The following is a 21,298-nucleotide window of genomic DNA, read 5'->3' on the forward strand; positions in this document are numbered from 1 at the left end:
GACATTCTGGAGGGTGCTGAGAAAGACGGCGATGGTCGGCCCTTCACACCTCGACCCGGGGTTCCGTTACCGGATGCGGAGCAACTGGACATTTTTCAGCACCCTCCTACCGCAGGGCTCTCGGATGGGCCTCCACGTAAACCTCGTGTAGGTGCTGGAGTGACATCCGGGTGTAGACCTGGGTGGTGGAGAGGCTGGCGTGCCCGAGGATCTCCTGCACCGTGCGGAGGTCTGCGCCCCTCTCCACCATGTGCGTGGCGGCGGAATGGCGGAGCACGTGGGGCGAGATCCGGGTTCGGGGTATGCCCACCGCCTCCGCATGGGCGCGGACGATCCCGAAGACGCCCTGGCGGGTGAGCCGCCCGCCGCGGGCGTTCACGAACACGGCATCGTGATCCCTTCGACTCCGCAACATCTCGATCCGGTCGGGCAGGTAGGCGCCGATGGCCCGGACGGCGGGCTTGCCCAGGAGTACGAGGCGTTGACGCCCGCCCTTGCCGGTGACCATGGCGCTCAGCGTCTCCATATCCAGATCGGTCAGGTCGAGGTCGACCAGTTCGCTGACCCTGACAGCGGTGCCGTAGAGGGTTTCCAGTAGCGCCCGGTCACGCCTTCCGAGCGCCGTGCCGGAGGGCGGCGCTTCCACCAGCCGGATCGCATCGTGTACATCGAGCGCCTTCGGGAAGCCCATGCGCGTCCTGGGCGTCTCGGTGAACCGGGTGGGATCGTCCGGGGCCTGGTCCTCAGCCACCAGGAACCGGTGAAAGCCTCGCACCGCGGCCAGCTTTCGCGCGATGGTGGTGGGACGCATGCCCTCCTGATGGAGGCCGGCCAGGAAGCCGTCGATCAGGTCCGGCGTGGTGGCCCGGTCACCCAGGTAGTCGAGGTAGGCCTCCAGGTCGCTCCGGTAGGCGGTGATGGTGTTGTCGCTGAGGCCCCGCTCCACCGACAGGACGGCCAGATAGCCGTCCAGATGGCCCCGCAGCGACCTGGAGGCCTCCACTAGACGTAGCCGGGCTCCCGTTCGCTCCCGAGGATCTCCGGCGCCGCTTCCCGGCTCCGGCGGTAGCGATCCGCGGCGGCGATGAAGCCGGTGAACAGAGGATGCGGATCGAGGGGCCGCGACTTGAGCTCCGGATGGGCTTGGGTGCCGATGAAATAGGGGTGAGAGGCCAGCTCGATGAACTCCACCAACTGTTCGTCGGGCGAGATGCCCGTCAGCGACAGCCCTGCCTGTTCGAGGTCCTTGCGGAAGCGGTTGTTGACCTCGTACCGGTGCCGGTGCCGCTCGTAGATCAACTCTGCCCCGTAGAGTCGGCGAACCAGGGAGCCCTCCCTGAGCCGGGCGGGGTAGACACCCAGCCGCATGGTGCCACCCTTGTCCGATACACCCTGCTGGCGCACCATCAGGTCGATGACCGGATGGGGCGTCATGGGCTTGAATTCGGTGCTATGGGCATCGCGGAGCCCGAGCACGTTGCGGGCGTACTCGATCACGGCGGCCTGGAGGCCCAGGCAGAGGCCCAGGAAGGGAATCCGGTTGGTACGAGCGTGCGTCACCGCCCGTATCTTGCCCTCGATGCCCCTGATGCCGAATCCCCCGGGGACCAGGATGCCGTCCAGGTCGTCCAGGTGGGAGCTCCCGAAAAGTCCGTCGAGGTCTTCGGCGGGGATCCATTGGATCTGGGCCCGCACGTTGTTGGCCAGGCCCCCGTGGCGGATGGCTTCCACCACGGACAGGTAGGCGTCGGGTAGGCCCGTGTACTTGCCGACCAGCCCGATATTGACGGTGCGCGTCGCGGCCAGGGCGCGCCCGACCATCCGTTGCCAGTCGGCCAGGTCGGGTTCGGGCGCGTCCAGGCCGAGCATCTCCATGATGGCATCATCCAGGTCGTGATCCCTCAGGATGAGGGGCATCTCGTAAATGTCCTCCACATCAGGGGCCGGGATCACGGCGTCGGGATCGACATCGCAGAAGAGCGAGATCTTGTTGCGTACTCCATCGTCGATGGGCTTCTCCGAGCGGACCACGATGATGTCGGGACGGATGCCCCGGGATCGCAGGTCGGCCACCGAGTGCTGCGTGGGCTTGGTCTTGAGTTCCTCGGTGGGACCGATCTGGGGAACCAGCGTGACGTGGATGTGGACTACGTTGCGGTACCCGACATCGTTCCGGAACTGGCGGACCGCCTCCAGGAACGGCAGGATCTCGATGTCTCCCACCGTTCCACCGATCTCGGCGATGACCATATCCACATCGTCCCGGTCCCCCAGGCGGCGAATGCGGTCCTTGATCTCGTTGGTGATGTGCGGGATCACCTGGACGGTGTCGCCCAGATAGTCGCCCCTCCGCTCCTTGTTGAGCACTGCCAGGTAGACGGATCCGGTGGTGACATTCGAGTCGCGGCTCAGGCTCTGATCGGTGAAGCGCTCGTAGTGGCCGAGGTCGAGATCGGTCTCTCCGCCGTCGTTGGTCACGTAGACCTCGCCGTGCTGGAAGGGGTTCATCGTGCCGGGGTCTACGTTGACGTAGGGGTCGAGCTTCTGGTTAACCACTCGAAGGCCGCGGGCCTTCATGAGCCGACCGAGGGAGGAGGCCGTGATCCCCTTGCCCAGACTGGAGACCACCCCGCCGGTCACGAACACGAACTTCGTCACCGGCAAGACGCTACCACAACGGAACATGGGGACCGGGGATCGTGCGGGGCGATACGGTCTGTACTCACCCGGCGGGGACCGGCGCACGCCTCGCCATGGCGAGGGAACGGAGCTCGCGGGCATGATGATGGCCCCGCTCCGAGTCGGCCAGCCCGGAAAGCATCCGTGACAGCTCGCGGAGGCGGGCGTCCTCCTCGACCAACCTCACCCCGGCGCGGGGACCTTCCCGTTCCACCACGATGTGCGAATCGGCGAAAGCCGCCACCTGGGGAAGGTGGCTGACGCAGAGGGTCTGGCGGTCCTCGGACAAGCGGGCCAGCTTGGAACCCATGGCCAGGGCAGTCGTCCCTCCCACTCCCGAGTCGATCTCGTCGAAGGCCACGATCCGGGCGGCGCCGGTCCCAGAGGCCAGCCGTAGCGCCAGGACCAGGCGGCTCAGCTCTCCCCCGGAGGCAATCTTGCCCACCGGGCCGGGGACGAGCCGGGAGTCCGAGGCGAATAGCAACTCCACGGTGTCGGCCCCGGACGCCCGTGGCTCGGTCTTCCCGATCTCGACCCGCAGCAGCGGATCGCCGAACCCCAGCTCTCGCAGGTGCCCGCAGGCGCTCTCGGCGATCCGGGCGGAGGCGTCCCGGCGAGCGAGCAGGAGTTCTCGCCCGGCCTCGAGCAGGCGCCCGCAAGCCGTGTCATGTTCCGCGTCCAGGCGGGATGCGCGCTCCACCAGGGCCTCGATCTCCGCCAGGCGGGCACGCGCCCGGCGCCGGAAGGAGTGGATTTCCTCGATGTTCGACCCGTACTTGCGGCGCAGGTCGCCCAGCAGGTTCAGGCGCCGGTTGACACGGGCCAACGCGGCGGGGTCCGGCTCGGTGACCTCCCACGCCTCCCGGGTGGCGCTCAACGTGTCGGTGAGGGTGGCCTCGAGGCTCTCGACGAGCTCGGCGAGAGGGCCTCGGGCCGGATCCAGGTCCCGGACGCGCCGGGCCGCATCCACCACCGGGCCGACGCGTTCGCGGGCCACGCTCAGGTCCCGGTGCGCCTCCGCCAGGAGCTCGGCCACCTCCTCGGCGTTTCCGAGCCTCCTCGAATCCATCTCCAATTCCTCGTCCTCGCCCGGCCGGAAGTCAGCCCGATCGATCTCGCCGACCTGGTAGGCCACCAGATCCATCTCGCGCGCCAACGCCCGCATGCCGCCACCGAGTTCCGCCCGGAGCGCCTCCACTTCGCGCAGCGCCTGCCAGGCATCCCGGTAGTCCTCCCGTACAGGGTCCGAACCCAGCCGGAGATCGATCAAGGCCCGGACCGCCCGGGACCGGGTGAGAGAGAGCGGATCGTGCTGGCCCACGATCTCGACCACCCCGTCGAGCCGCTCGGCCAGCGCTCGGGCGGGGACCATCCGTCCGTCGAGGTAGGCGCGGCTTCCCCCCGGATGTATCGAGCGGGCGAGAACCACCTCCTCCCCGTCCAGGAAGAACCTGCCCTCGACCCGTGCCTCCTTGCCGTGCGGCCCGATGAGCCCGGAACGAGCGGGGGCCCCGGTGAGCATCCGGAGGGCGCCCAGCATCAGCGTCTTGCCCGCTCCGGTCTCGCCGCTCACCACCACCATCCCGGGCGTGAACCCCACCCGGGCCGTCTCGATGATTCCGAGGTTGGCAACCGACAGCTCGTCGAGCATCAGGCCAGCGAGAATTTCTGCTTCACGGATGCCGGGAAGGAACGCTCGGCGAAGCGGGCGAACGTCACGTGACCGGCGCCCTCGACCTCGATCCAGTCACCCGGACGCATGATGGCGATCTCCCTGCCGTCAACGCCCACTCCCGCCGGGCGGTCCTCCATGACCTCGAAACGGAGCCTGTGATGCGGCGGGAACACCATGGCTCGGGAGAATAGGTAATGGGGCGCGACCGGTGTCATCACCATCACGTCCAGCGCCGGGTCGATGAGCGGCCCCCCGGCAGAGAGGTTGTAGGCGGTGGAGCCGGTCGCGGTCGCCACCACCACCCCGTCGGCCGGGTAGTTGATGAAGGGCTCCCCGTCTATCGAGATGGCGAGGCGGACTGTCCGCTGGTTCTCCACCTTCTCCACCACCACGTCGTTGAGGCCGATCGTGGGAGGGGCGCCGTTGATGGAGGCGGCCAGCAACATCCGCTCCGACGTGAGCCACTCGCCGGCCGCCATCCGGTCCAGGAAAGCCGGAAGATCGTCGGGTAGGGCTTCCGCCAGGTAACCCAGGCGGCCGTCGTTGATCCCGCAGACCGGTGCCCCGCTGCCCCTCCCCAGCCGTACCGCCTTCAGAACCGTTCCGTCGCCTCCGATGGCCACCACGAGGTCGAGGCCGTCCCTCTCGCCGAAGGTGGTCGAGGCCACGCCGATGAGGTCGGCGGCGTCCGGCGCCGCCACCACCTCGACTCCCCGGTCCCCGAGGGCGGCCACGAGGGCCCTCGTCCAGGCCACCGTGTGGCCCTGGCGGATGTGAGGGACCAGCGCGATCCTCATCGGAGACCCTCCACGGCCCTTTCCAGGTCGATGACCATGGGACCCTGTCGGAACCATCCCAGGACCTCTCGGTTCCCGTTGGCCCCCTCGAGGGGCGAACGGAGGAGGCCGAGCGCCCCCAGGCCGCGTGCCGACAGTCCGGTGACCGTGGTGGCGACAGTCCGGCTCCACAGCGCCGGGTCGCGCAGCACGCCCCGCCGGTCGACCGAGCCGGGTCCGGCCTCGAACTGGGGCTTCACCAGCAGGACGTAGTGGCTGGCGGCGTTCCCGAGACCAACCAGGGCCGGGGCGATCGTCAGCAGAGAGATGAAGGAGACGTCGGCGACCACCACGCCGAAGGGCGCCCCGAGGTGGTCGGCATCGGCGTGCCGGATGTTGGTCCGTTCCACGACCGTGACCCTCGGGTCGCTGCGGAGGTACTCGTGCATCTGCCCGTATCCCACATCGACGGCGACCACCCGAGCTGCGCCGTATTCCAGGAGGCAGTGGGTGAAGCCCCCCGTGGAGGCACCCACGTCGACGGCGTCGAGTCCCGCGACGTCGATACCGAACTCCTCCAAGGCGGCCTCAAGCTTGAGCCCGCCCCGGCTGACATAGCGTGGGGGGGACGCGGCCCAACGCAGCGGGGTGCCCTTACTCACCAGCGTGGCCGGCTTCGGCAGCGGTATGCCGGCCACGATCACCTTCCCCTCACGGATCGCCCGGGCGGCGGCGCTCCGCGAACCGACCAGCCGGCGCCGGACCATCTCCACGTCCAGTCGCCGCATCATTCCCCGAGATGGTGGGACTCGTGGCCCGAGTCGGCCAGCAGCTCGTCGAGCACCCGGCGAGCCTGCGGGGCGTCAGCGCCCGCCAATCGGGCCTCGAGCAGCTCCGCGAGCGCGGCCGCCGGACCCGCCACCCGGCCGGCGTCCAACCCCTCGACGGCGCGCACGTAGGACTCGATGGTGGTGTCCGTGGGTGGTTGGTCCTCCGGCTCCGGATGCGTGGGTCGCTCGCGGGCTTGGCTCATGCTCCTCATTATTGCGCGTCAGGCCGGGATTGCTACCCCACGCCGGCCGGGACCCTTCCGTGCGTTCGGAGCCGCACCCTCCTAGGGTGGTCCGTGCATGGAGGCAGGCACACCCAACCGGAAGCGGGCCGGATGATTCCGATCCGTGACCTGAACCCGGGTCTCAGGCGACCAGTCGTGTCGCTGCTGCTGATCGCATCGGTGGTGGCGGTCTACTTCCTGGTCCAGCCGGCGGATCCGGTCGATGAGTACGAGTTCCTGGTCCGCCGGGCGGCCATCGGGTGCGAGATCAGCACCAACGAGGCGGTCTCCCTGGACGAGATCCGGTCCGAACGGTGCGTCGCCGGAGACGGCCGCTCGGTGTTCCCGGAGAAGTCGGTGCCGCTCAGCGTGGTGGTCTCCATCTTCCTGCACGGCGGCCTCGCCCACCTGATCGGCAACGTATGGAGCCTCTGGCTGTTCGGCAACAACGTGGAGGACGCCTACGGCCGGGGCGGCTACCTGCTGCTCTACCTGCTGTCGGGCGTGATGGCCACCTTCGGCTTCGTGGCGCTGAATCCGGATTCCACGGCCCCGCTGGTGGGCGCCTCGGGCGCCATTGCCGGGGTGATGGGGGCATACTTCGTCCTGTACCCCGGAGCGCGGGTGCTGAGCATCATCGTGCCGGTTCCCCTCCCCTTCCGCATGCCGGCCGCCCTGTTCCTGCTGCTCTGGCTGGCTGCCCAGTTCCTCCTGGCAGGCGGCACATCGGCAATCGCCTGGGAGGCCCACGTGGCGGGATTCGTCTTCGGGATGTTCGTGACGTTGATGTTGCGGCGGGGGCTGACCGCGCGCCTGGCCGAGAGAAGGGGTCCGACCCTCTACGCCTGAGTCCTTCTTCGACCCCGATCACTCGTGGCTGAGGTGTGTGACCGGGACACGGACAATCAGGGTCAGAGACCCAGCCGGTCGAGTAGGTCGTACATCGTCGGGGTGAGTGGCCACGACCTCAGTTCCGCCAGCGGCACGAAGACGACATCGGCGGCGTCGTCCCCGGCGCGGACTTCCCCGCCGGTCACCTTGCCGGTGAAGTCCACCAGCACGAAATGGTGCTCGGGGGGCACGGAGTCTCCCAGCGACTCCCCGGCCCAGACCACCTCGCCCAACGCCACCTCGAGACCGGTTTCCTCCCGAACCTCCCTGACCGCGGCGTCGGTGAGGCGTTCGCCGTAGCGGACCTTGCCCCCCGGTATGGCCCACGAGCCAGCCAGGATGCCCCTGCCGCGCTGGACCAGCAACATCCGGCCCTGGTCGACCACCACCACGCCCACACCGACCTGCGGTGATCGGCGGATACTCATCATTCGGCCGGCGGCCGGTAGTGGGCGCGGATGCGGCGCCCACCGTCGCCCAGATCGCTGTGATGCATGATGATCGACCGGGCTGCGAAGCCCCCTGCCTCGAAGAAGTTCTTGGCTAGGCGGTGCCCGGGTAGGACATGGGAGTCGAAGAGTTGGTGGCCGGTGCTGCGGAACGCTTCCATGAGCGCGTCACGCATCACCTCCCCCACTCCGACGCCTCGGGCCTCCTGCTCCACGAAGACCATGCGTATGGCGGCCACCCGCACCCCCGCCTCGTGCGCGAGCAGCGTCCGCGACCCGCCCAGGATGAAGCCGAGCGGGTATCCGTCTATCTCGCCGAGGTAGATAAGGGTGCCGCTGTCGCCGAGGCAGGCCAGAAACGACTCGTCGACAGGCTCGTCCAAGCCGTCGGCTCGAGGCCACATGGGGTGGATAGCGGTCATCTCCGCCTCCAGCTTGCGATAGAGGTCGACCAGGAAGACCACGTCCGGGGTATCGGCGGGCCGGGCGGTGACCGAGATGTCCATTGCCACAGACGGTAGCGAGGGGGGTACGGGGGCCGTCGCGAGGCGTGCGCTGTCAGGCGCAGTCGCGACAGAGGGCGTCGGCAGCGAGTTGCACCTTCTTGAGGCGTAGGAAGCACGACCGGCAGACGAACTCGTCGCCCCGCATCTGCTCCGCCTCGATGTCGAGGTTCATCTCGGAGCGGCGGATCTCCCGAATCTCGCTGGTCTCGTCGACCAGCATGGTGGCCGACTCGGTGGCTTCGACGGTCTCCAGCTCCTCGGCCTCGAGGGCGTCGAGTTCGACGGGGCCGTTGCCGTTCTCGTCATCGTTGTCACCGTCGCCGGCTCGGCCGCCGCCGTTCTCGCTGTCCAGGTCGTTGCCGCCGTCCCGGTCGAACGGGTCTCGGATGGTGTCGTCCAATCCTCTATTCCCCCAAGTCTGATCGCGGCGAGAGTATACGCATCCCGACCCGGTCTGCGAACGGCCGATGTCTCAGATCATCAATCGGAGGCTTCCGGCCCGGAGCCGGACCAGGAGAGGGGTCCGGCCGATGGGTTCCCCGTCCACCTCCACCGGCCACGGTGGGTTGGCCTCGATCCGGGCCTCAGGGGCGACGAAGCGGCGGACACCCGGGTCGGCGAGGTGATCGCCGCCTCTGGCCTTCCGCATCAGGGCAGCCACCTCCCTCCTCCGGCTGCTGATGACCTGTATGTCGAGCAACCCGTCGACCATGGATGCCCGGGGGGCGATGTTGAAGCCACCCCCGAAGAACTGGGCGTTGGCCGCCACGACGGTGAGGGCCGGGCCGGAGAACTCCCTCCTACCGGCCTCGACGCGGGCGTCGAGCCTGCGCCAGGACGGCAGGGATGCGGCGACAGCCGCCACGTAGCGAAACGACCCCAGCCGGGCGGGTATGCGCTGGGCGGTCCTGGCGGCCGCGGCCGTGGCGCCGGCGCTGGCCACGTTGAGGAAATACCTGCGTCCCCACTCCCCCATGGCAAGGCCGACGTCCACCGGATAGGGCGTCCCTTCGATCAGGCGGGCGGCCGCCCGGTCGAGGTCGGGGCCGATCCCGAAGGTCCGGAGCAGGTCGCAGCCCGTACCCGCCGGGAGGATGCCAAGGAGCGGCGCCGCACTCCATCCGTGGGCCATGATCTCGTTGAGCACCGCGTTGACCGTCCCGTCTCCCCCCACCGCCACCAAGCGCCGCCGATCAGCGCTCGCGGCTTCTTTGACGGCGTCTCCCAGCGCGCCCAGCCCGTCCACCTCCAGAACATCCGCGGGTACCGAATGGGACCGGAGAGCGGCCACCGCGTCAGCCTTGGCCGACCGGCCCCGGCCGGCGTGCGGGTTGACCAGCACCAGCCAGGGGGTCATACGACGCCTCCGGCGGTGACGATTCCCCGATCGATGCCCGAGCGGGCCCGGTTGGCAGCCCGTTCGAGCTCACCCATCCCCAGGACCCGCGCCGCGTCACCGACCTGGCGCAGGAGGTCCAGAACGGACCGGGTGGTACGGACGAAGTCCCCTGCGGCAAGAGAGCCCTCGTCGAGGAGCTCCTCCAGGTCGATCCGGAGCGCCCAGGCGTATGCGAGCCACGCGAACCCGGGATGGGGGAAGCGGGTCACGGGCAGGCGATGGCGTTCCTCGGTGGCGGCGAGGTCCTCCGCCAGCTCCACCAGGCGGCTCCAGGCATCCTCGAGGGGCTCGGTGGGCCATCCCTCCGGCTCGTCGGCGTCCCGTCGGGGCTCGTAGGCGAAGGCAGACAGCAGGGCCGCCAGCTCCGGCGCGCGCAGCCCGGCGAGAATCCCGGCGCGTATCGCTTCCACGAGGAGGAGGCCCAGGTCGCTGTATACGACCCGGAGCGCCTGTCCCCCCGGCTCGAGCCTCCAATCCCGGATGTGCCCGCGCTGTTCCAGGAGGCGCCGAGCCCGGTCGAACCTCTGCAGGAGGGTGCTCCGGCGAGGGCGCGACCTGCGGCCGCTCCCCTTGCCACGGGTCCGGTTGGTAAGCCGCCGGTCCTGGAACTCGGCGAACGACGCGGCGAGGAGCCGCTCGGCCTGGCGGCGTGAGTAATTCGCCACCAGGTTCACCAGCATGTTGTAGGTGGGGCGGAAGCTGGACCGCAGGGGATGGCTGCCGAGCCGGGCGATCGATGCCATGCGCTCGAACGGCACGAAGTGCGAATGAAGCACGACCCCGTGGCCCACCGTATCGATACCGCGGCGTCCGGCCCGGCCTGTCAGCTGGGTGAACTCTCCGGGGAGCAGCAGCTCGTGGCTCTCGCCGGTGAACCTCGACAGGCGGTCGAGCACGACGGTCCGAGCGGGCATGTTGATGCCCAGCGCCAGGGTCTCGGTGGCGAACACCACCTTGATCAGCCCATCGCAGAAGAGCTGCTCGACCACCTCCTTGAAGGCCGGCACGAGGCCGGCATGGTGGGCCGCCACTCCCCGCTCGAGCCTGGCCAGCCACCGGTCGTGTCCCAGCGTCCGCAGGTCGGACGAGTCGAGATGGGCGGTTCCCTTCTCGGCGCGGCGCCGGATCTCGTCCCGTTCGGCGTCGTCAGTGAGCCGGATCCCGGCGGCGACCACCCGGTCGGCGGCTTCGTCGCACCCCGCGCGCGAGAACAGGAAGTAGATGGCCGGGAGCAGGTCGAGAAAGGCGAGATGCTCCACCACCGAGGTCCTCCGCGGGGTGGAGAAGCGGCGTCGGCGACCACCCCGCCGAGCCAGGAGGCGGGGAATGGCGGCGTTGGGCCTCATCCCGCCGGACGCCTCCACGTAGAGCGGTAGGAGATGGACCTCCCGGTCGAAACGGTCCCAGACCGACCACCACCGTTCGAGCCGTACCGGCCGGTGCTCCTCGACGACCAGCTCGGTGGGACCCCGCCGTGTGCGTAACCAGTCGGTGAACTCGCCCGCGTTGGAGACGGTCGCCGACAGGCACACCAGCCGGATATGGGATGGAGCGTGGATGATCACCTCCTCCCAGACCGCGCCGCGGAACCGGTCCTGCAGGTAGTGGACCTCGTCGAGGACCACCGTGTCGACCATGGACAGGTCCGATCCGGAGTAGATCATGTTGCGCAGTACCTCTGTGGTCATCACCACGACGGGAGCGTCGTGGTTGATGGTGTTGTCGCCGGTCAGCAACCCGACCCGGTCGCTTCCATGAACGGCGCCGAAGTCCCGGAACTTCTGGTTGGACAGCGCCTTGAGGGGCGTCGTGTAGAACACGCGGCGCCGGTTGGCCAGGCTCAGGTGGATGGCCGCCTCGGCGATCAGGGTCTTACCGGCGCCGGTGGGAGCCGTCACCACCACCGACCGGCCCATCTCCACCATCTCGGCGGCCAGCACCTGGTAGGGGTCGGCCGTGAACGGGAGCGACTCGAAGAAGGTGTGAACCCTCATTTCTTGAGGGTCAGGCGGATCAGCCAGATGGTGGCCTCGTAGAACAGGTAGAGCGGGGTCGAGAGCAGCAGGAGCGTCACCGGATCGCCGGTGGGGCTCACCGCGGCCCCTACCACGACGATGATGAGTACCGCCCAGCGCCGACCGGCGGCCAACTTGTCGGAACTCACCACGCCGGCCGCAGCCGCGCCGTACAGGAACACGGGGAACTGGAACGAGATGCCGAACAGCAGCAGGAAGCGGATCACGAAACGGGTGTAGAGCTCGACCGTCCAGAGATTCTCCAGGTCCTCGAAGATCGACACGAGGAACGCGACCGCCCGGGGAAGGCTCCAGTAGGCAAACCCGACGCCGAGGCAGAACAGAGTGACCAGCGCCGCCACCACCGGGAAGGCCCACTTGCGTTCCCTCTGGGTGAGGCCGGGGTTGATGAAGCACCACGCCTGGTAGGCGATCACGGGGCTGGCCAGGACCGTCCCACCGAAGAGCGCCATCCGCATGGCGATCGAGAACTGGTCGGTGGGACCGGTCACCACCAGATCCCGCCCTGCCACCTCGCTGTAGGAGTTCTGCAGGAGGTAGAGCATCTGGTTGCGGAAGAAGAAGGCGACCACGGTGCAGGCGCCGACTGCTATGAAGGTCTTGACCAGACGTGACCGGAGCTCCGTGAGGTGCCCCATCAGCGGCTGGCCGGAGGAATCGGCTCCTTCCGTCATTCGCCCCTGTCCGTTTGCTCGTCGGCTTCACGTCCGGCAGCGGCTTCCCCCAGATCGCCGTCCTCGCCTACAGGCGGGTCGGCGGCCTCCTCGTCCGGGCCCTCCTCCTGAGTGGGGCTCGGTGCGTCGAGCGGTACCACGTTCCCGGGCATCGGGTCGTCCAGGCCCTTCCACGCTTCGCCGGGCGACACGCCCACCGGGGGTTCGGGGGCCACCCATCGCGCCTCGGGCGCTTCCGGCGTCTCCGGGACGGGGGTGGCGGCATCAGGCGCGGCCCGGCCGGTTTCCTCGAGGGACTGCCTGATGTCGCGGTCCACGGCGCCGGCGGCATCGGCGGTCTCGGCCAGCGTCCGCTTCACGTCGCTCACCGGCTCGGCCAGGTCCTCGCGGAGTTCCTTGATCGGCTCGCGCAGCGGAGCCACCTCCTTCTCGATCCCCTCGCGAAGGTCTCGGACGGCGTCGCGGAGCTCCCGGACGTACTTGCCCATGGTGCGGGCGATCTCGGGCAGGCGGTGCGGACCGAAGACCACCAGGGCTATCACGGCGATGGTGAGTATCTCGAGACCGCTGAACGTGTCGAACACGGTGCCATGCTACCGGCGCACGCCTACCCGCCCCACGGCGGTTCAGGCTCGGGCGGCGTCGTATCGAGCCAGGATTGCTTCGCGCAGGCGCTCGGTCTCCTCCCGGACTTCCGGTCCCTCGATCAGGCGCGCCTGGTCGCCCAGCCGCAGCAGCAGCCGGGCGCACACCCGCGCATCGGACATGGCAAAGCGGATCACCAGCTCCTCGCCGTTGTCCTCCAGTATCTCCACCGGGTAGTACTCCGCCACCCACCTGGCGCCGGAACGCAGCGCCAGCCGGGCATAGATCGCGTCAGCGGACGGCGTGTAGTCGACATTCGTGGGAGCAGGCGGGCGGGCGGGGGGTTCGAACACCTCCCCCGACGCCTCCACCGACCGGATCCGGTCCACGCGGAACAGGCGCCGGTCACCGGCCAGACGGCAGTACGCCAGGAGGTACCAGCTTCCCATCGACGCGTGGACCATCAGCGGCTCGATGGCCCGGACGGTGGTCCGGTTGGTGCTCAGGGACAGGTAGGTGATGGTCAGCACAGTTCCGTCACGGGCCGACCGGCGCAAGGTGTCGAGGTGTCCGGGCTCGGGAGGCAACTCGGCCGCGATGACCGTGGCGGCCTCCGGGAAGAGGGCGCCGGTCAGCTTCTCGACCGCTCTCGCCAGCGCCTCGTTCCCCTGGGAGGTGCCGGCCACCGCCAGGCCGGCGCTGAGCAGTCCCAAGGCTTCGTGGGGCGTGAGCCGGAGCGGCCGGGAGAAGTAGTCGGCCATGTCCAGAACCACCTCGTCACCGTCCATGTACGCCACCATCAGGTCACCGGGGCCGTATCCGGGCAGCCCGCAGCAGAAGAGCAGGTTGAGATCGTCGGCGAGTTGGCGACGGCTCGCGTAGCCGAACCGCTCCATGACCTCGGTGACGGTCGGGTAGGGGTTGGCCAGCGCCCACGGGACCAGGGCCAGGATCCGGGCCAGCCTCTGCCGGGTCCGAGAGGCGGTCACCGGCCGGCCTCGAGCCGCCTGACCATCTCGGCGCGAAGCTCCGGAGGGTCGAGGATCACCGCCCCGTCGTCGAGGTGTATGACCATGTCGATCAACGAGTCGTTCGCGTAGGGGACTTCCAGGATGGTGCCTCCCTCCTCGGTGTGCCCCACGGCCTCGGCGTCGGGGAACCGGTTCGCGACCCACCAGGCGATGTCGGCATCGCACTCGATCAGCGCGCGTTTCGGCGCCTGTTGCTCCCAGGGCAGCGACTCCAGGATGTCCCGGGCGCTGTAACCCTCGGGCCGCGGAAAAGCGTCCGGATCGCCCGCCAATTCCAACCGCTCCGCCCGATCGAGCCGGTAGGTCCTGATGGTGGGGTCCTGGTCCGGCTCGACGCCCGCGAAGTACCAATGGCCCCGCCGGTGGTGCATGCCATAGGCGCACAGGGTGCGCGGGCGCCCGTGGTAGACGAACCGGATCGGGCGGCGCTCCAGCACCGCCTGGAAGATCAGCGCCAGGTGCTCGCTGCCCAGACCCAGGTCGGCGCCCACCGGTGTGTCCGTGTCGGCCAGCCGGGCCCCGCCCAGCTTGAGCAGGCCGTTGGCGCCCGACGGCCAGCCGCCGGAACGCACCATATGCACCGCGAGGGCCAGCGCGGTCCGTTCCTCGTCGGTGAGCCCCGGTTCGATGGTCCGGTAGTTGCTCTCGGGAACCACGTAGCCCCACTCGACCTCCCAGGCGTCGGTGGCTTCCTGCGCAAGCTCGATCCCCAGCTCGCGCAGGCTGGCCTTGTCCCGCTCGAACTTGCGATGGAAGGCCTGGTCGGACAGGTTGCCGTACCCGGCCACCGTGTTCCGGATCTGCTCGGCCGTGACGGGCCGCGGGGAATCGACCAGATAAGCCAGCAGGTTGATCAAGCGCTCGACGACGGTGCTCATGGTCTGTCAAATGTACCGATCTCGATACCCTGCGGCTAGTAGTAGCTAGGTGCCGGTTGCTAGTTGCTCGTGACTAGTTGTATATAATGACTAGCAACTATAGACTAGCCGACTAGAGACTAATCATAGGCCGGCGATCAGGCGTTCCACCCGCTCGTCTGAGGCCTTGAAGGGGTCCTTGCATAGCACGGTCCGCTGGGCCTGGTCGTTCAGCTTCAGGTGGACCCAGTCCACCGTGTAGTCGCGGTTGCGGGCCTTCGCAGCGGCGATGAACCGCCCCCGCAGCCGGGCGCGGGTGGTCTGGGGGGGCTTCTCCTTGGCGATGGCGATGGCGGCGTCCGTCACGAGGCGGTCCACGACACCCCGCCGGGCCAGCAGGTAGTAGAGGCTCCGCTCCTCCGTCACATCGTGGTAGCTGAGGTCCAACAACTGGACCCGGGCGTCGGAGAGCGCCAGGTCGTAGCGGGCCCGGTAACGCTCGATGAGGTGGTACTTGGTAACCCAGTCGACCTGGCGCTCGAGAGAGAAAGGGTCCTTCTCGAGGCCGGTGAGCAGGTGCTCCCACATCTCGACGGCTCGCTGTACCGAGGGGGGGAAGCCGGGGTTCCGGGCGTACCGGATGATCCGGTCCAGGTATTCCCACTGGATGTCGAGGGCCGACAGCATCCGGCCGTTGGCAAGGCGTACCGGTTGCCGGCAGGTCGGGTCCTGGCTGATCTCCCGGATGGCCCGGATGGGGTTGGCCAGGGTCAGGTCCCGGAACATCACGTCGGCTTCGATCATCTCCAGAAGCGCAACGGTTGCGCCCACCTTGACGTAGGTGGCGTACTCGTTCATGTTGGAGTCGCCGGCGATCACATGGAGTCGCCGGAACCGCTCGGCATCCGCGTGGGGCTCGTCACGCGTGTTGATGATGGGTCGCGACCGCGTCGTGGCCGAGGAGACCCCTTCCCAGATGTGGTCGGCGCGTTGCGAGATCGAGAAGGTGGGCCCCTTGGCAGTCTGGAGGAGCTTGCCCGCTCCCGAGAAGATCTGGCGGCTCACCAGGAACGGTATGAGGATCTCCAGCATCTTCTGGAAGTCCGCCTTGCGGAGTACCAGGTAGTTCTCGTGGCACCCGTAGGAGTTGCCGGCCGAGTCGGTGTTGTTCTTGTAGAGGAAGATGTTCCCCCGGATACCGTCGTTCCGGAGGCGTTGCTCGGCGGAACGCTGCAAATCTTCCAGGACCCGCTCGCCGGCCTTGTCGTGGGCTACCAGATCGAGGAGGTCGTCGCACTCCGGTGTGGCGTACTCAGGATGGCTGCCCACGTCCAGATAGAGCCGAGCCCCGTTCTCCAGGAACACGTTCGAGGACCGGCCCCACGTCACGACCCCCCGGAACAGGATGCGGGCCACCTCGTCGGGACTGAGGCGGCGCTGACCTCGAAGCGTGCACGTGATCCCGAACTCGTTCTCGAGACCGAAGATGCGCCGTTCCATGGCCCAATAGGCTAATGACTAGTTTCTAGTCGCTAGTCAGTATTTACTAGTCAGTAGTTTCTAGGTACTAGCCGTTATCTTATAAGCTTAAACATAACTAGCAACTAGGAATTCGCTATCTCGCCGAGTTCTTCCTTGGTCAGGCGGCGGAACCGGCGCGCCGGGCCCTCCCGCGCCAGCAGGGCGCCCTCCCAACCGTCGATGTCGCGGCCCTCGACCTCCCGGAACGCGTTGGCGGTGAGGGCCAGAGCCTCGTCCAGGCCGAGGGTGTCCTGGTAGTCCTCCCCCAGCCGGTCGGACAGCTCGTCGGCCTGCCCGCCGATGGCCGTGTAACCGCGCTTGTCGTACAGCGTGCCGTCGTACGTGACCTTGAACAGGCGGTCCTCGGCAACGGTCCGGCCGACCTCCGCCACCAGCACCTCCACCTCGAAGGGCTTGGGTCCCTGGACGAATATGTTTCCCAGCGTCTGCGAGAAGGCCGACGCGAGGCTCTTGGCGGTGACGTCGCGGCGCCCGTACTGGTATCCCTTGATGTCGGCATAGCGGATTCCCGCCACCCGCAATGACTCGAACTCGTTGTACTTGCCCACCCCGGCGAAGGCGATACGGTCGTATATCTCCGAGGTCTTGGTGAGGGTGCGGCTGGGGTTCTCGGCCAGCAACAGGACCCCCTCCCGAACCTCCAGAGCGGCGATAGACCGGCCTCGGGCAATGCCCTTGCGGGCGTACTCGGCGCGGTCCTTGACCAGCTGTTCGGGAGCTACGTAGAACGGAAGGGTCACCGGACCACCTCCAAAGCCCGTTCGGCCGCCTCAGCCACTTCGGTCCGGTCGACTTCCTGGACGCCGTCGGTGGTGACCGTGAACACGTTGGGGTAGATCCCGCGACGCAGGTCGGGACCACCGGTCGCCAGGTCCTGGCCGGCCGCCGCCACCAGGGCGGCGATGCTGTGGTCGACGGCCTCGGTCCGGTCGGATCCGGGGTTGTACACCGTTCTCAGGTATGCCCTGGCTTCCCGGCTCCCCGAACCGGCGGCGCCGAAGTCCCGCTCCTCGTAGCGCCCTCCGATCGCATCGAAGGTGAACACATGCCCGGTCCCGCTCTCGGGCTCGATCCCGCAGAACAGCGGCACGACTACGAACCCCTGCATGGCCATGGGTAGCTGGGAACGAACCATCCGGGCCAGGTAGGTGGCCTTGCCCTCCAGGCTGAGGCGCACCCCCTCGAGCTTCTCGTAGTGCTCCAACTCGGTCTGGAAGAGGCGGATCAGCTCGACTCCGAGCCCCGCCGTTCCCGAGATGGCCACGGCCGAGTAGGAATCCGCGGCGAACACCTTCTGGATGTGGCGATGAGCGATGTCGTATCCGGCGGTCGCCTGGCGATCCCCCACCATCACCACGCCGCCGCCGTAGCGGAGGGCCAGCACGGTGGTTGCGTCAGGCGGGCGGAAACCGGAGGGCGGGGCGTCCGGGCCCAGTTCCCATTGCGGAGCCAGGTCGAGTGACCTGATCAGTTCGGTGAAGCTGGCGCCGGGCAGGGGCGCCCCCAGAGGAAGCAGGCTGCCCGTCACTCGCCGCCCTTTTGCACGTAGTTCTTCACGAACTCCTCGGCGTTCTCCTCGAGCACCGAATCTATCTCGTCCAGGAGTTCGTCGATCTTGTGTACCCCGCCTTGCGCGGCGACTTGCGGGGATGCCGTAACCGGCTCTGTTACTTCGCCGCGACGGCGCCGGATCCGCTCTCGTTCCTGTGCCATCTTCTCCTCCTAGGACCCCTGGCCGAACCCGGCCATGTTGCAATGCTTCACTTGTCGACCAATCATGCAGGCGCCGACGACGGGCTTCATAGCGTTCCCGAGCCGACCCTCACCCCTCCGGGAGGATAGGTCTTTCAGCACCCTCCGAGAGCGTCCAGGAGCGCGGCTGCGTCCGGGGCGGAGTCGAGCAGGTCTCCGACCAGAGACTCGTTACCCCGCAAGGGCTCCATCATAGGCACCCGCTTGAGGGAGTCCTCACCCACGTCGAACACCAGCGAGTCCCAGTTGGCAGCCACGAGCGCGTCGGGATACTTCTTGACGCATCGTCCCCGGAAGTAGGCGCGGGTTTCGGGAGGTGGTTCCACGGTGGCCCGCCGCAATTCGGCCTCGTCGAAGATCCTCCGGAGCAGGCCCCGCTCCTCGAGCCGGTATGCCAAGCCCTTGCGGGGATCGGTGTCGTGGTACTGGAGCGCGGCCATGGCCAGCTTGGGATCGTGCCACTCCAGCTCGTCGCGCCGGCGGAAGGCGCTCAGCATTCGTAACTTGGCGGTCCAGTCGATCCGGTCCGAAGTGAGCATCGGGTCCCGTTCGAGATCGTTGAGGATGGAACTCCACTCGGTGATGACGTCCGCCCACACCGGTTCCGGATGGTTGGAGGCGGCATACTTCGACAGCCACTCGAGGTAGCGGAACTGGAGCTCGAGAGCGGTGGCGGACGAGCCGTCGGCCATTGGCAGGGGCAGGCTGAGGGAGAGGTCGTGGCTCGATTGCCAGGTAGCCGATACCGGGTCGGCCAGGGCCAGATCGTCGGGCAGGGCACGGTCCTCGATGGCGGCCAGGAGCAGGGCGGTGGTCCCCAGCTTCACGAACGTCTGGACCTCCGACATGTTGGCGTCGCCGATGATGACGTGGAACCGCCGGTACCGGGCCGGATCGCCGTGGGGCTCGTCCCTGGTGTTGATGATGGGTCTCTTGAGCGTGGTCTCCAGGCCGACCTCCTCCTCGAAGAAGTCGGCTCGCTGGCTGATCTGGTAACGCACCGGTGGGCGGCCGTTCTCGGAACCGAGCTTTCCCGAACCGGTGAAGATCTGGCGGGTCACCAGCCACGTGGTGGCGTAGCGGATCAGGTCGGAGAAGGGCAACTCCCTATCCACCAGGTAGTTCTCGTGATGGCCGTAGGAGTTGCTCTTACCGTCGCTGTTGTTCTTGTGGACGTACATGTACTCGCCGGGCCGGAGGATCTGGTAGGCCTGGTCCACGGCGGTGGCCACCACCCGCTCCCCCGCCTTGTCGTACAGGGCGGCCTGCCACGGGTCGACGCACTCGGGGCTGGAGTACTCGGGATGGGCGTGATCGACGTAGAAGCGGGCGCCGTTGGTCAGAACCACGTTGACCAGACCGGAATCGGGCTCCGCCAGGCCGTGATCCTCGTGACCCCCGCCCCGAGCGTCCCGGCCCGGGGTCTCCTCGTCGAAGGACCACCGCACCCGGACGCGGCCCCCCTGGTAGGAGTTGACCACCAGCGAGGAGGCGAGGGTAGGGTTGAAGTCCGGTTGGTTGCGAACCGTGATCCCGTATTCGGTCTCGGTCCCGATGACTTTGGGGGCTGCCATGCTTACAGGTACTGACCTGCGCCGACCGCCTCGATGGTCCTCGACTCGTCCTCCCCCTCGATGAGGGTGCGGACGTAGACGATCCGCTCCCCCTTCTTCCCGGAGATCTTGGCCCAGTCGTCCGGGTTGGTGGTGTTCGGGAGGTCCTCGTGCTCACGGAACTCCTGCTTGATGCCGACCAGCAGGTCCTCGGTGCTGATCCCGCCGGAGTCACCGGCTATCCGCCGCTTGATGGCCGCCTTCTTGGCCCGGCGGACGATGTTCTCGATCATGGCGCCCGAGGCGAAGTCACGGAAGTAGAGGATTTCCCGGTCACCGTTCTGGTAGGTGACCTCCAGGAAGCGGTTCTCATCGCTCTCGGCGTACATCCTGTGCACCACCTGGTCGACCATGCTGTCCACCAGGCAGACCGGATCACCGCCCGCCTCCTCGAGGGCGCCGGCGTCGAACGGGAGGTCGGTACCGAGGTAGATCTTGAAGATCTGGCGGGCCGCCGACGTGTTGGGACGGGCGATCTTGATCTTCACATCCAGCCTTCCGGGGCGGAGAATGGCCGGATCGATGAGGTCTTCCCGGTTGGAGGCGCCGATCACGATCACGTTCTTGATCATCTCCACGCCATCGAGTTCCGAGAGAAGCTGCGGGACGATGGTGGACTCGACGTCGGATGAGATACCCGTGCCGCGGGTCCGGAAGAGGGAGTCCATCTCATCGAAGAAGACGATCACCGGGACGCCTTCGTCAGACTTCTCCCTGGCACGCTGGAAGATCAGCCGGATCTGCCGCTCGGTCTCGCCCACGTATTTGTTGAGAAGCTCCGGGCCCTTGATGTTGAGGAAGTAGGACCGGGCGTCGTCGTGGCCCGTGCGCCTGGCCACCGCGTCGGCCAGGCTGTTGGCCACCGCCTTGGCGATGAGGGTCTTGCCGCATCCGGGTGGCCCGTAGAGGAGGACCCCCTTGGGCGCCACCAGACCGTATTCCTCGAACAGGTCCCGGTGAACATACGGAAGCTCCACGGCGTCCTTGATCGCTTCGATCTGCTCGTGGAGTCCGCCCACCTGGGCGTAGGTGACGTCGGGGACTTCCTCGAGCACCAGTTCCTCCACCTCGGGCCGGATCAGCCTCTCGTAGGCGAGGCCGTGCCGGGGGTCGATGCGAACGTGGTCCCCGATCCTCAGGAAGACCCGCTGCAGCGGCCCTGCCAACTCCACTACCCGCTCCTCGTCGGCGTGGGCCATCACCAGCAGCCGGTCGTCGGAGAGGATCTCCTTGATGGTGACGACCTGACCCTGGCGGTCGAAGTCCCTCACCTCCACGATGTTCATCGAATCGTTCACCAGCACCTGCTGGCCCCGCTGGAGTTCCTTGATCTCGATGGAGGGCTGGGCGTTCACGCGCATCTGGCGCCCCCCGCTGATCACGTCGACGGTGCTGTCGCTGTTGACACCCAGGACCGTGGCGAACGGATTGGGGGCGGTGGTGAGCTTGTCCACCTCGGCCCGGAGCATGGCGAGCTGTTCCCGGGCCTCCTCCAGTACTGCGGACAGCTTCTCGTTGCGCTGGCCGGCCAGGGCGAGCTGGGCCTTGGCTTCGGCCAGACGGCTCTCCAGGAGCCGGACCCGGCGCGGGCCGTCCTGGAGGCGACGGCGCAGAACGGAGACCTCTTCCTCCAGCGCGTGCACGGTGCCTCGGAGCGCGTTGATCCGGTGCTCGTATTCGTACGGCATCTGTCGATCAGTCATTCGCCCGCCTGAACATTGCGGGCAGTATACGAGTGGAAGTCCTCTTCATCCGAGTGGAAGTCCTCTTCTCGAACAA

22 protein-coding genes are annotated in these 21,298 nt (G+C 67.7%); 1 reads left to right on the forward strand and 21 read right to left on the reverse strand.

Annotated elements, in window-relative coordinates; genetic code table 11:
• Window positions 1–106 precede the first annotated feature (106 nt).
• The 6 genes from OXM57_09920 to OXM57_09945 form a co-directional block, all read right to left on the reverse strand.
• Window positions 107–1,003 carry a tyrosine recombinase gene (locus tag OXM57_09920; protein ID MDE0352994.1) on the reverse strand — a complete coding sequence of 299 codons (897 nt, stop codon included), beginning with the start codon at window positions 1,001–1,003 and terminating at the stop codon, window positions 107–109.
• Complete coding sequence (locus tag OXM57_09925; GenBank protein ID MDE0352995.1) at window positions 1,003–2,658, reverse strand: CTP synthase; 1,656 nt, start codon at window positions 2,656–2,658, stop codon at window positions 1,003–1,005. Before OXM57_09925 ends, OXM57_09920 begins: the two co-directional genes overlap by 1 nt.
• 64 nt (window positions 2,659–2,722) lie before the next feature.
• The gene (locus tag OXM57_09930; protein MDE0352996.1) at window positions 2,723–4,330 is read right to left on the reverse strand and encodes a hypothetical protein; all 1,608 of its coding nucleotides are present in this window, start codon (window positions 4,328–4,330) and stop codon (window positions 2,723–2,725) included.
• Window positions 4,330–5,151: an NAD(+)/NADH kinase gene (locus OXM57_09935; protein ID MDE0352997.1), complete on the reverse strand. Its 822-nt coding sequence runs from the start codon at window positions 5,149–5,151 to the stop codon at window positions 4,330–4,332. The genes OXM57_09930 and OXM57_09935 overlap by 1 nt, the downstream gene beginning before the upstream one ends.
• Window positions 5,148–5,921, reverse strand: coding sequence for a TlyA family RNA methyltransferase (locus tag OXM57_09940; protein MDE0352998.1), 774 nt, complete (start codon window positions 5,919–5,921; stop codon window positions 5,148–5,150). Before OXM57_09940 ends, OXM57_09935 begins: the two co-directional genes overlap by 4 nt.
• Entirely contained in the window at window positions 5,918–6,163 is a 246-nt protein-coding gene (locus tag OXM57_09945) for a hypothetical protein (protein ID MDE0352999.1), read from the reverse strand. Before OXM57_09945 ends, OXM57_09940 begins: the two co-directional genes overlap by 4 nt.
• 132 nt (window positions 6,164–6,295) lie before the next feature.
• Between OXM57_09945 and OXM57_09950 the strand changes: the two genes are divergently transcribed.
• Complete coding sequence (locus OXM57_09950; GenBank protein MDE0353000.1) at window positions 6,296–7,033, forward strand: rhomboid family intramembrane serine protease; 738 nt, start codon at window positions 6,296–6,298, stop codon at window positions 7,031–7,033.
• A 62-nt stretch (window positions 7,034–7,095) separates the two neighbouring features.
• Here OXM57_09950 and OXM57_09955 read toward each other — a convergent pair whose 3' ends face one another.
• The 15 genes from OXM57_09955 to arc form a co-directional block, all read right to left on the reverse strand.
• Window positions 7,096–7,506: an NUDIX domain-containing protein gene (locus OXM57_09955; GenBank protein MDE0353001.1), complete on the reverse strand. Its 411-nt coding sequence runs from the start codon at window positions 7,504–7,506 to the stop codon at window positions 7,096–7,098.
• A complete protein-coding gene (locus OXM57_09960; GenBank protein ID MDE0353002.1) occupies window positions 7,503–8,030 on the reverse strand; it encodes a GNAT family N-acetyltransferase in 528 nt (175 codons plus the stop codon). Before OXM57_09960 ends, OXM57_09955 begins: the two co-directional genes overlap by 4 nt.
• A gap of 52 nt (window positions 8,031–8,082) precedes the next feature.
• Window positions 8,083–8,430, reverse strand: coding sequence for a hypothetical protein (locus OXM57_09965; GenBank protein MDE0353003.1), 348 nt, complete (start codon window positions 8,428–8,430; stop codon window positions 8,083–8,085).
• A 72-nt stretch (window positions 8,431–8,502) separates the two neighbouring features.
• Window positions 8,503–9,387, reverse strand: a complete 885-nt coding sequence (locus OXM57_09970) for a YegS/Rv2252/BmrU family lipid kinase (GenBank protein ID MDE0353004.1) — start codon at window positions 9,385–9,387, stop codon at window positions 8,503–8,505.
• On the reverse strand, window positions 9,384–11,423 hold the full coding sequence (locus OXM57_09975; GenBank protein MDE0353005.1) for a DEAD/DEAH box helicase: 2,040 nt from the start codon (window positions 11,421–11,423) through the stop codon (window positions 9,384–9,386). The genes OXM57_09970 and OXM57_09975 overlap by 4 nt, the downstream gene beginning before the upstream one ends.
• Window positions 11,420–12,139, reverse strand: coding sequence for a twin-arginine translocase subunit TatC (gene tatC, locus OXM57_09980; protein ID MDE0353006.1), 720 nt, complete (start codon window positions 12,137–12,139; stop codon window positions 11,420–11,422). The genes OXM57_09975 and tatC overlap by 4 nt, the downstream gene beginning before the upstream one ends.
• Window positions 12,136–12,723: a twin-arginine translocase TatA/TatE family subunit gene (locus tag OXM57_09985; GenBank protein MDE0353007.1), complete on the reverse strand. Its 588-nt coding sequence runs from the start codon at window positions 12,721–12,723 to the stop codon at window positions 12,136–12,138. Before OXM57_09985 ends, tatC begins: the two co-directional genes overlap by 4 nt.
• Window positions 12,724–12,765: 42 nt before the next feature.
• On the reverse strand, window positions 12,766–13,713 hold the full coding sequence (locus OXM57_09990; GenBank protein ID MDE0353008.1) for a WYL domain-containing protein: 948 nt from the start codon (window positions 13,711–13,713) through the stop codon (window positions 12,766–12,768).
• Window positions 13,710–14,633, reverse strand: a complete 924-nt coding sequence (locus OXM57_09995) for a WYL domain-containing protein (protein ID MDE0353009.1) — start codon at window positions 14,631–14,633, stop codon at window positions 13,710–13,712. The genes OXM57_09990 and OXM57_09995 overlap by 4 nt, the downstream gene beginning before the upstream one ends.
• 123 nt (window positions 14,634–14,756) lie before the next feature.
• Window positions 14,757–16,112, reverse strand: a complete 1,356-nt coding sequence (gene pafA / locus OXM57_10000) for a Pup--protein ligase (GenBank protein ID MDE0353010.1) — start codon at window positions 16,110–16,112, stop codon at window positions 14,757–14,759.
• 104 nt (window positions 16,113–16,216) lie between these two features.
• The gene (gene prcA, locus OXM57_10005; GenBank protein MDE0353011.1) at window positions 16,217–16,894 is read right to left on the reverse strand and encodes a proteasome subunit alpha; all 678 of its coding nucleotides are present in this window, start codon (window positions 16,892–16,894) and stop codon (window positions 16,217–16,219) included.
• Window positions 16,891–17,682 (reverse strand): proteasome subunit beta, encoded by a 792-nt coding sequence (prcB, locus tag OXM57_10010; protein MDE0353012.1) that lies wholly within the window; start codon window positions 17,680–17,682, stop codon window positions 16,891–16,893. The genes prcA and prcB overlap by 4 nt, the downstream gene beginning before the upstream one ends.
• Window positions 17,679–17,867: a ubiquitin-like protein Pup gene (locus OXM57_10015; GenBank protein MDE0353013.1), complete on the reverse strand. Its 189-nt coding sequence runs from the start codon at window positions 17,865–17,867 to the stop codon at window positions 17,679–17,681. The genes prcB and OXM57_10015 overlap by 4 nt, the downstream gene beginning before the upstream one ends.
• Before the next feature lie 134 nt (window positions 17,868–18,001).
• Complete coding sequence (gene dop / locus OXM57_10020) at window positions 18,002–19,480, reverse strand: depupylase/deamidase Dop (GenBank protein MDE0353014.1); 1,479 nt, start codon at window positions 19,478–19,480, stop codon at window positions 18,002–18,004.
• Window positions 19,481–19,482: 2 nt separating this feature from the next.
• Window positions 19,483–21,207, reverse strand: coding sequence for a proteasome ATPase (gene arc / locus OXM57_10025; GenBank protein MDE0353015.1), 1,725 nt, complete (start codon window positions 21,205–21,207; stop codon window positions 19,483–19,485).
• Between the last annotated feature and the right edge of the window lie 91 nt (window positions 21,208–21,298).

The sequence above is a fragment of the bacterium genome, from assembly GCA_028820935.1.
Taxonomy (GTDB): domain Bacteria; phylum Actinomycetota; class Acidimicrobiia; order Spongiisociales; family Spongiisociaceae; genus Spongiisocius.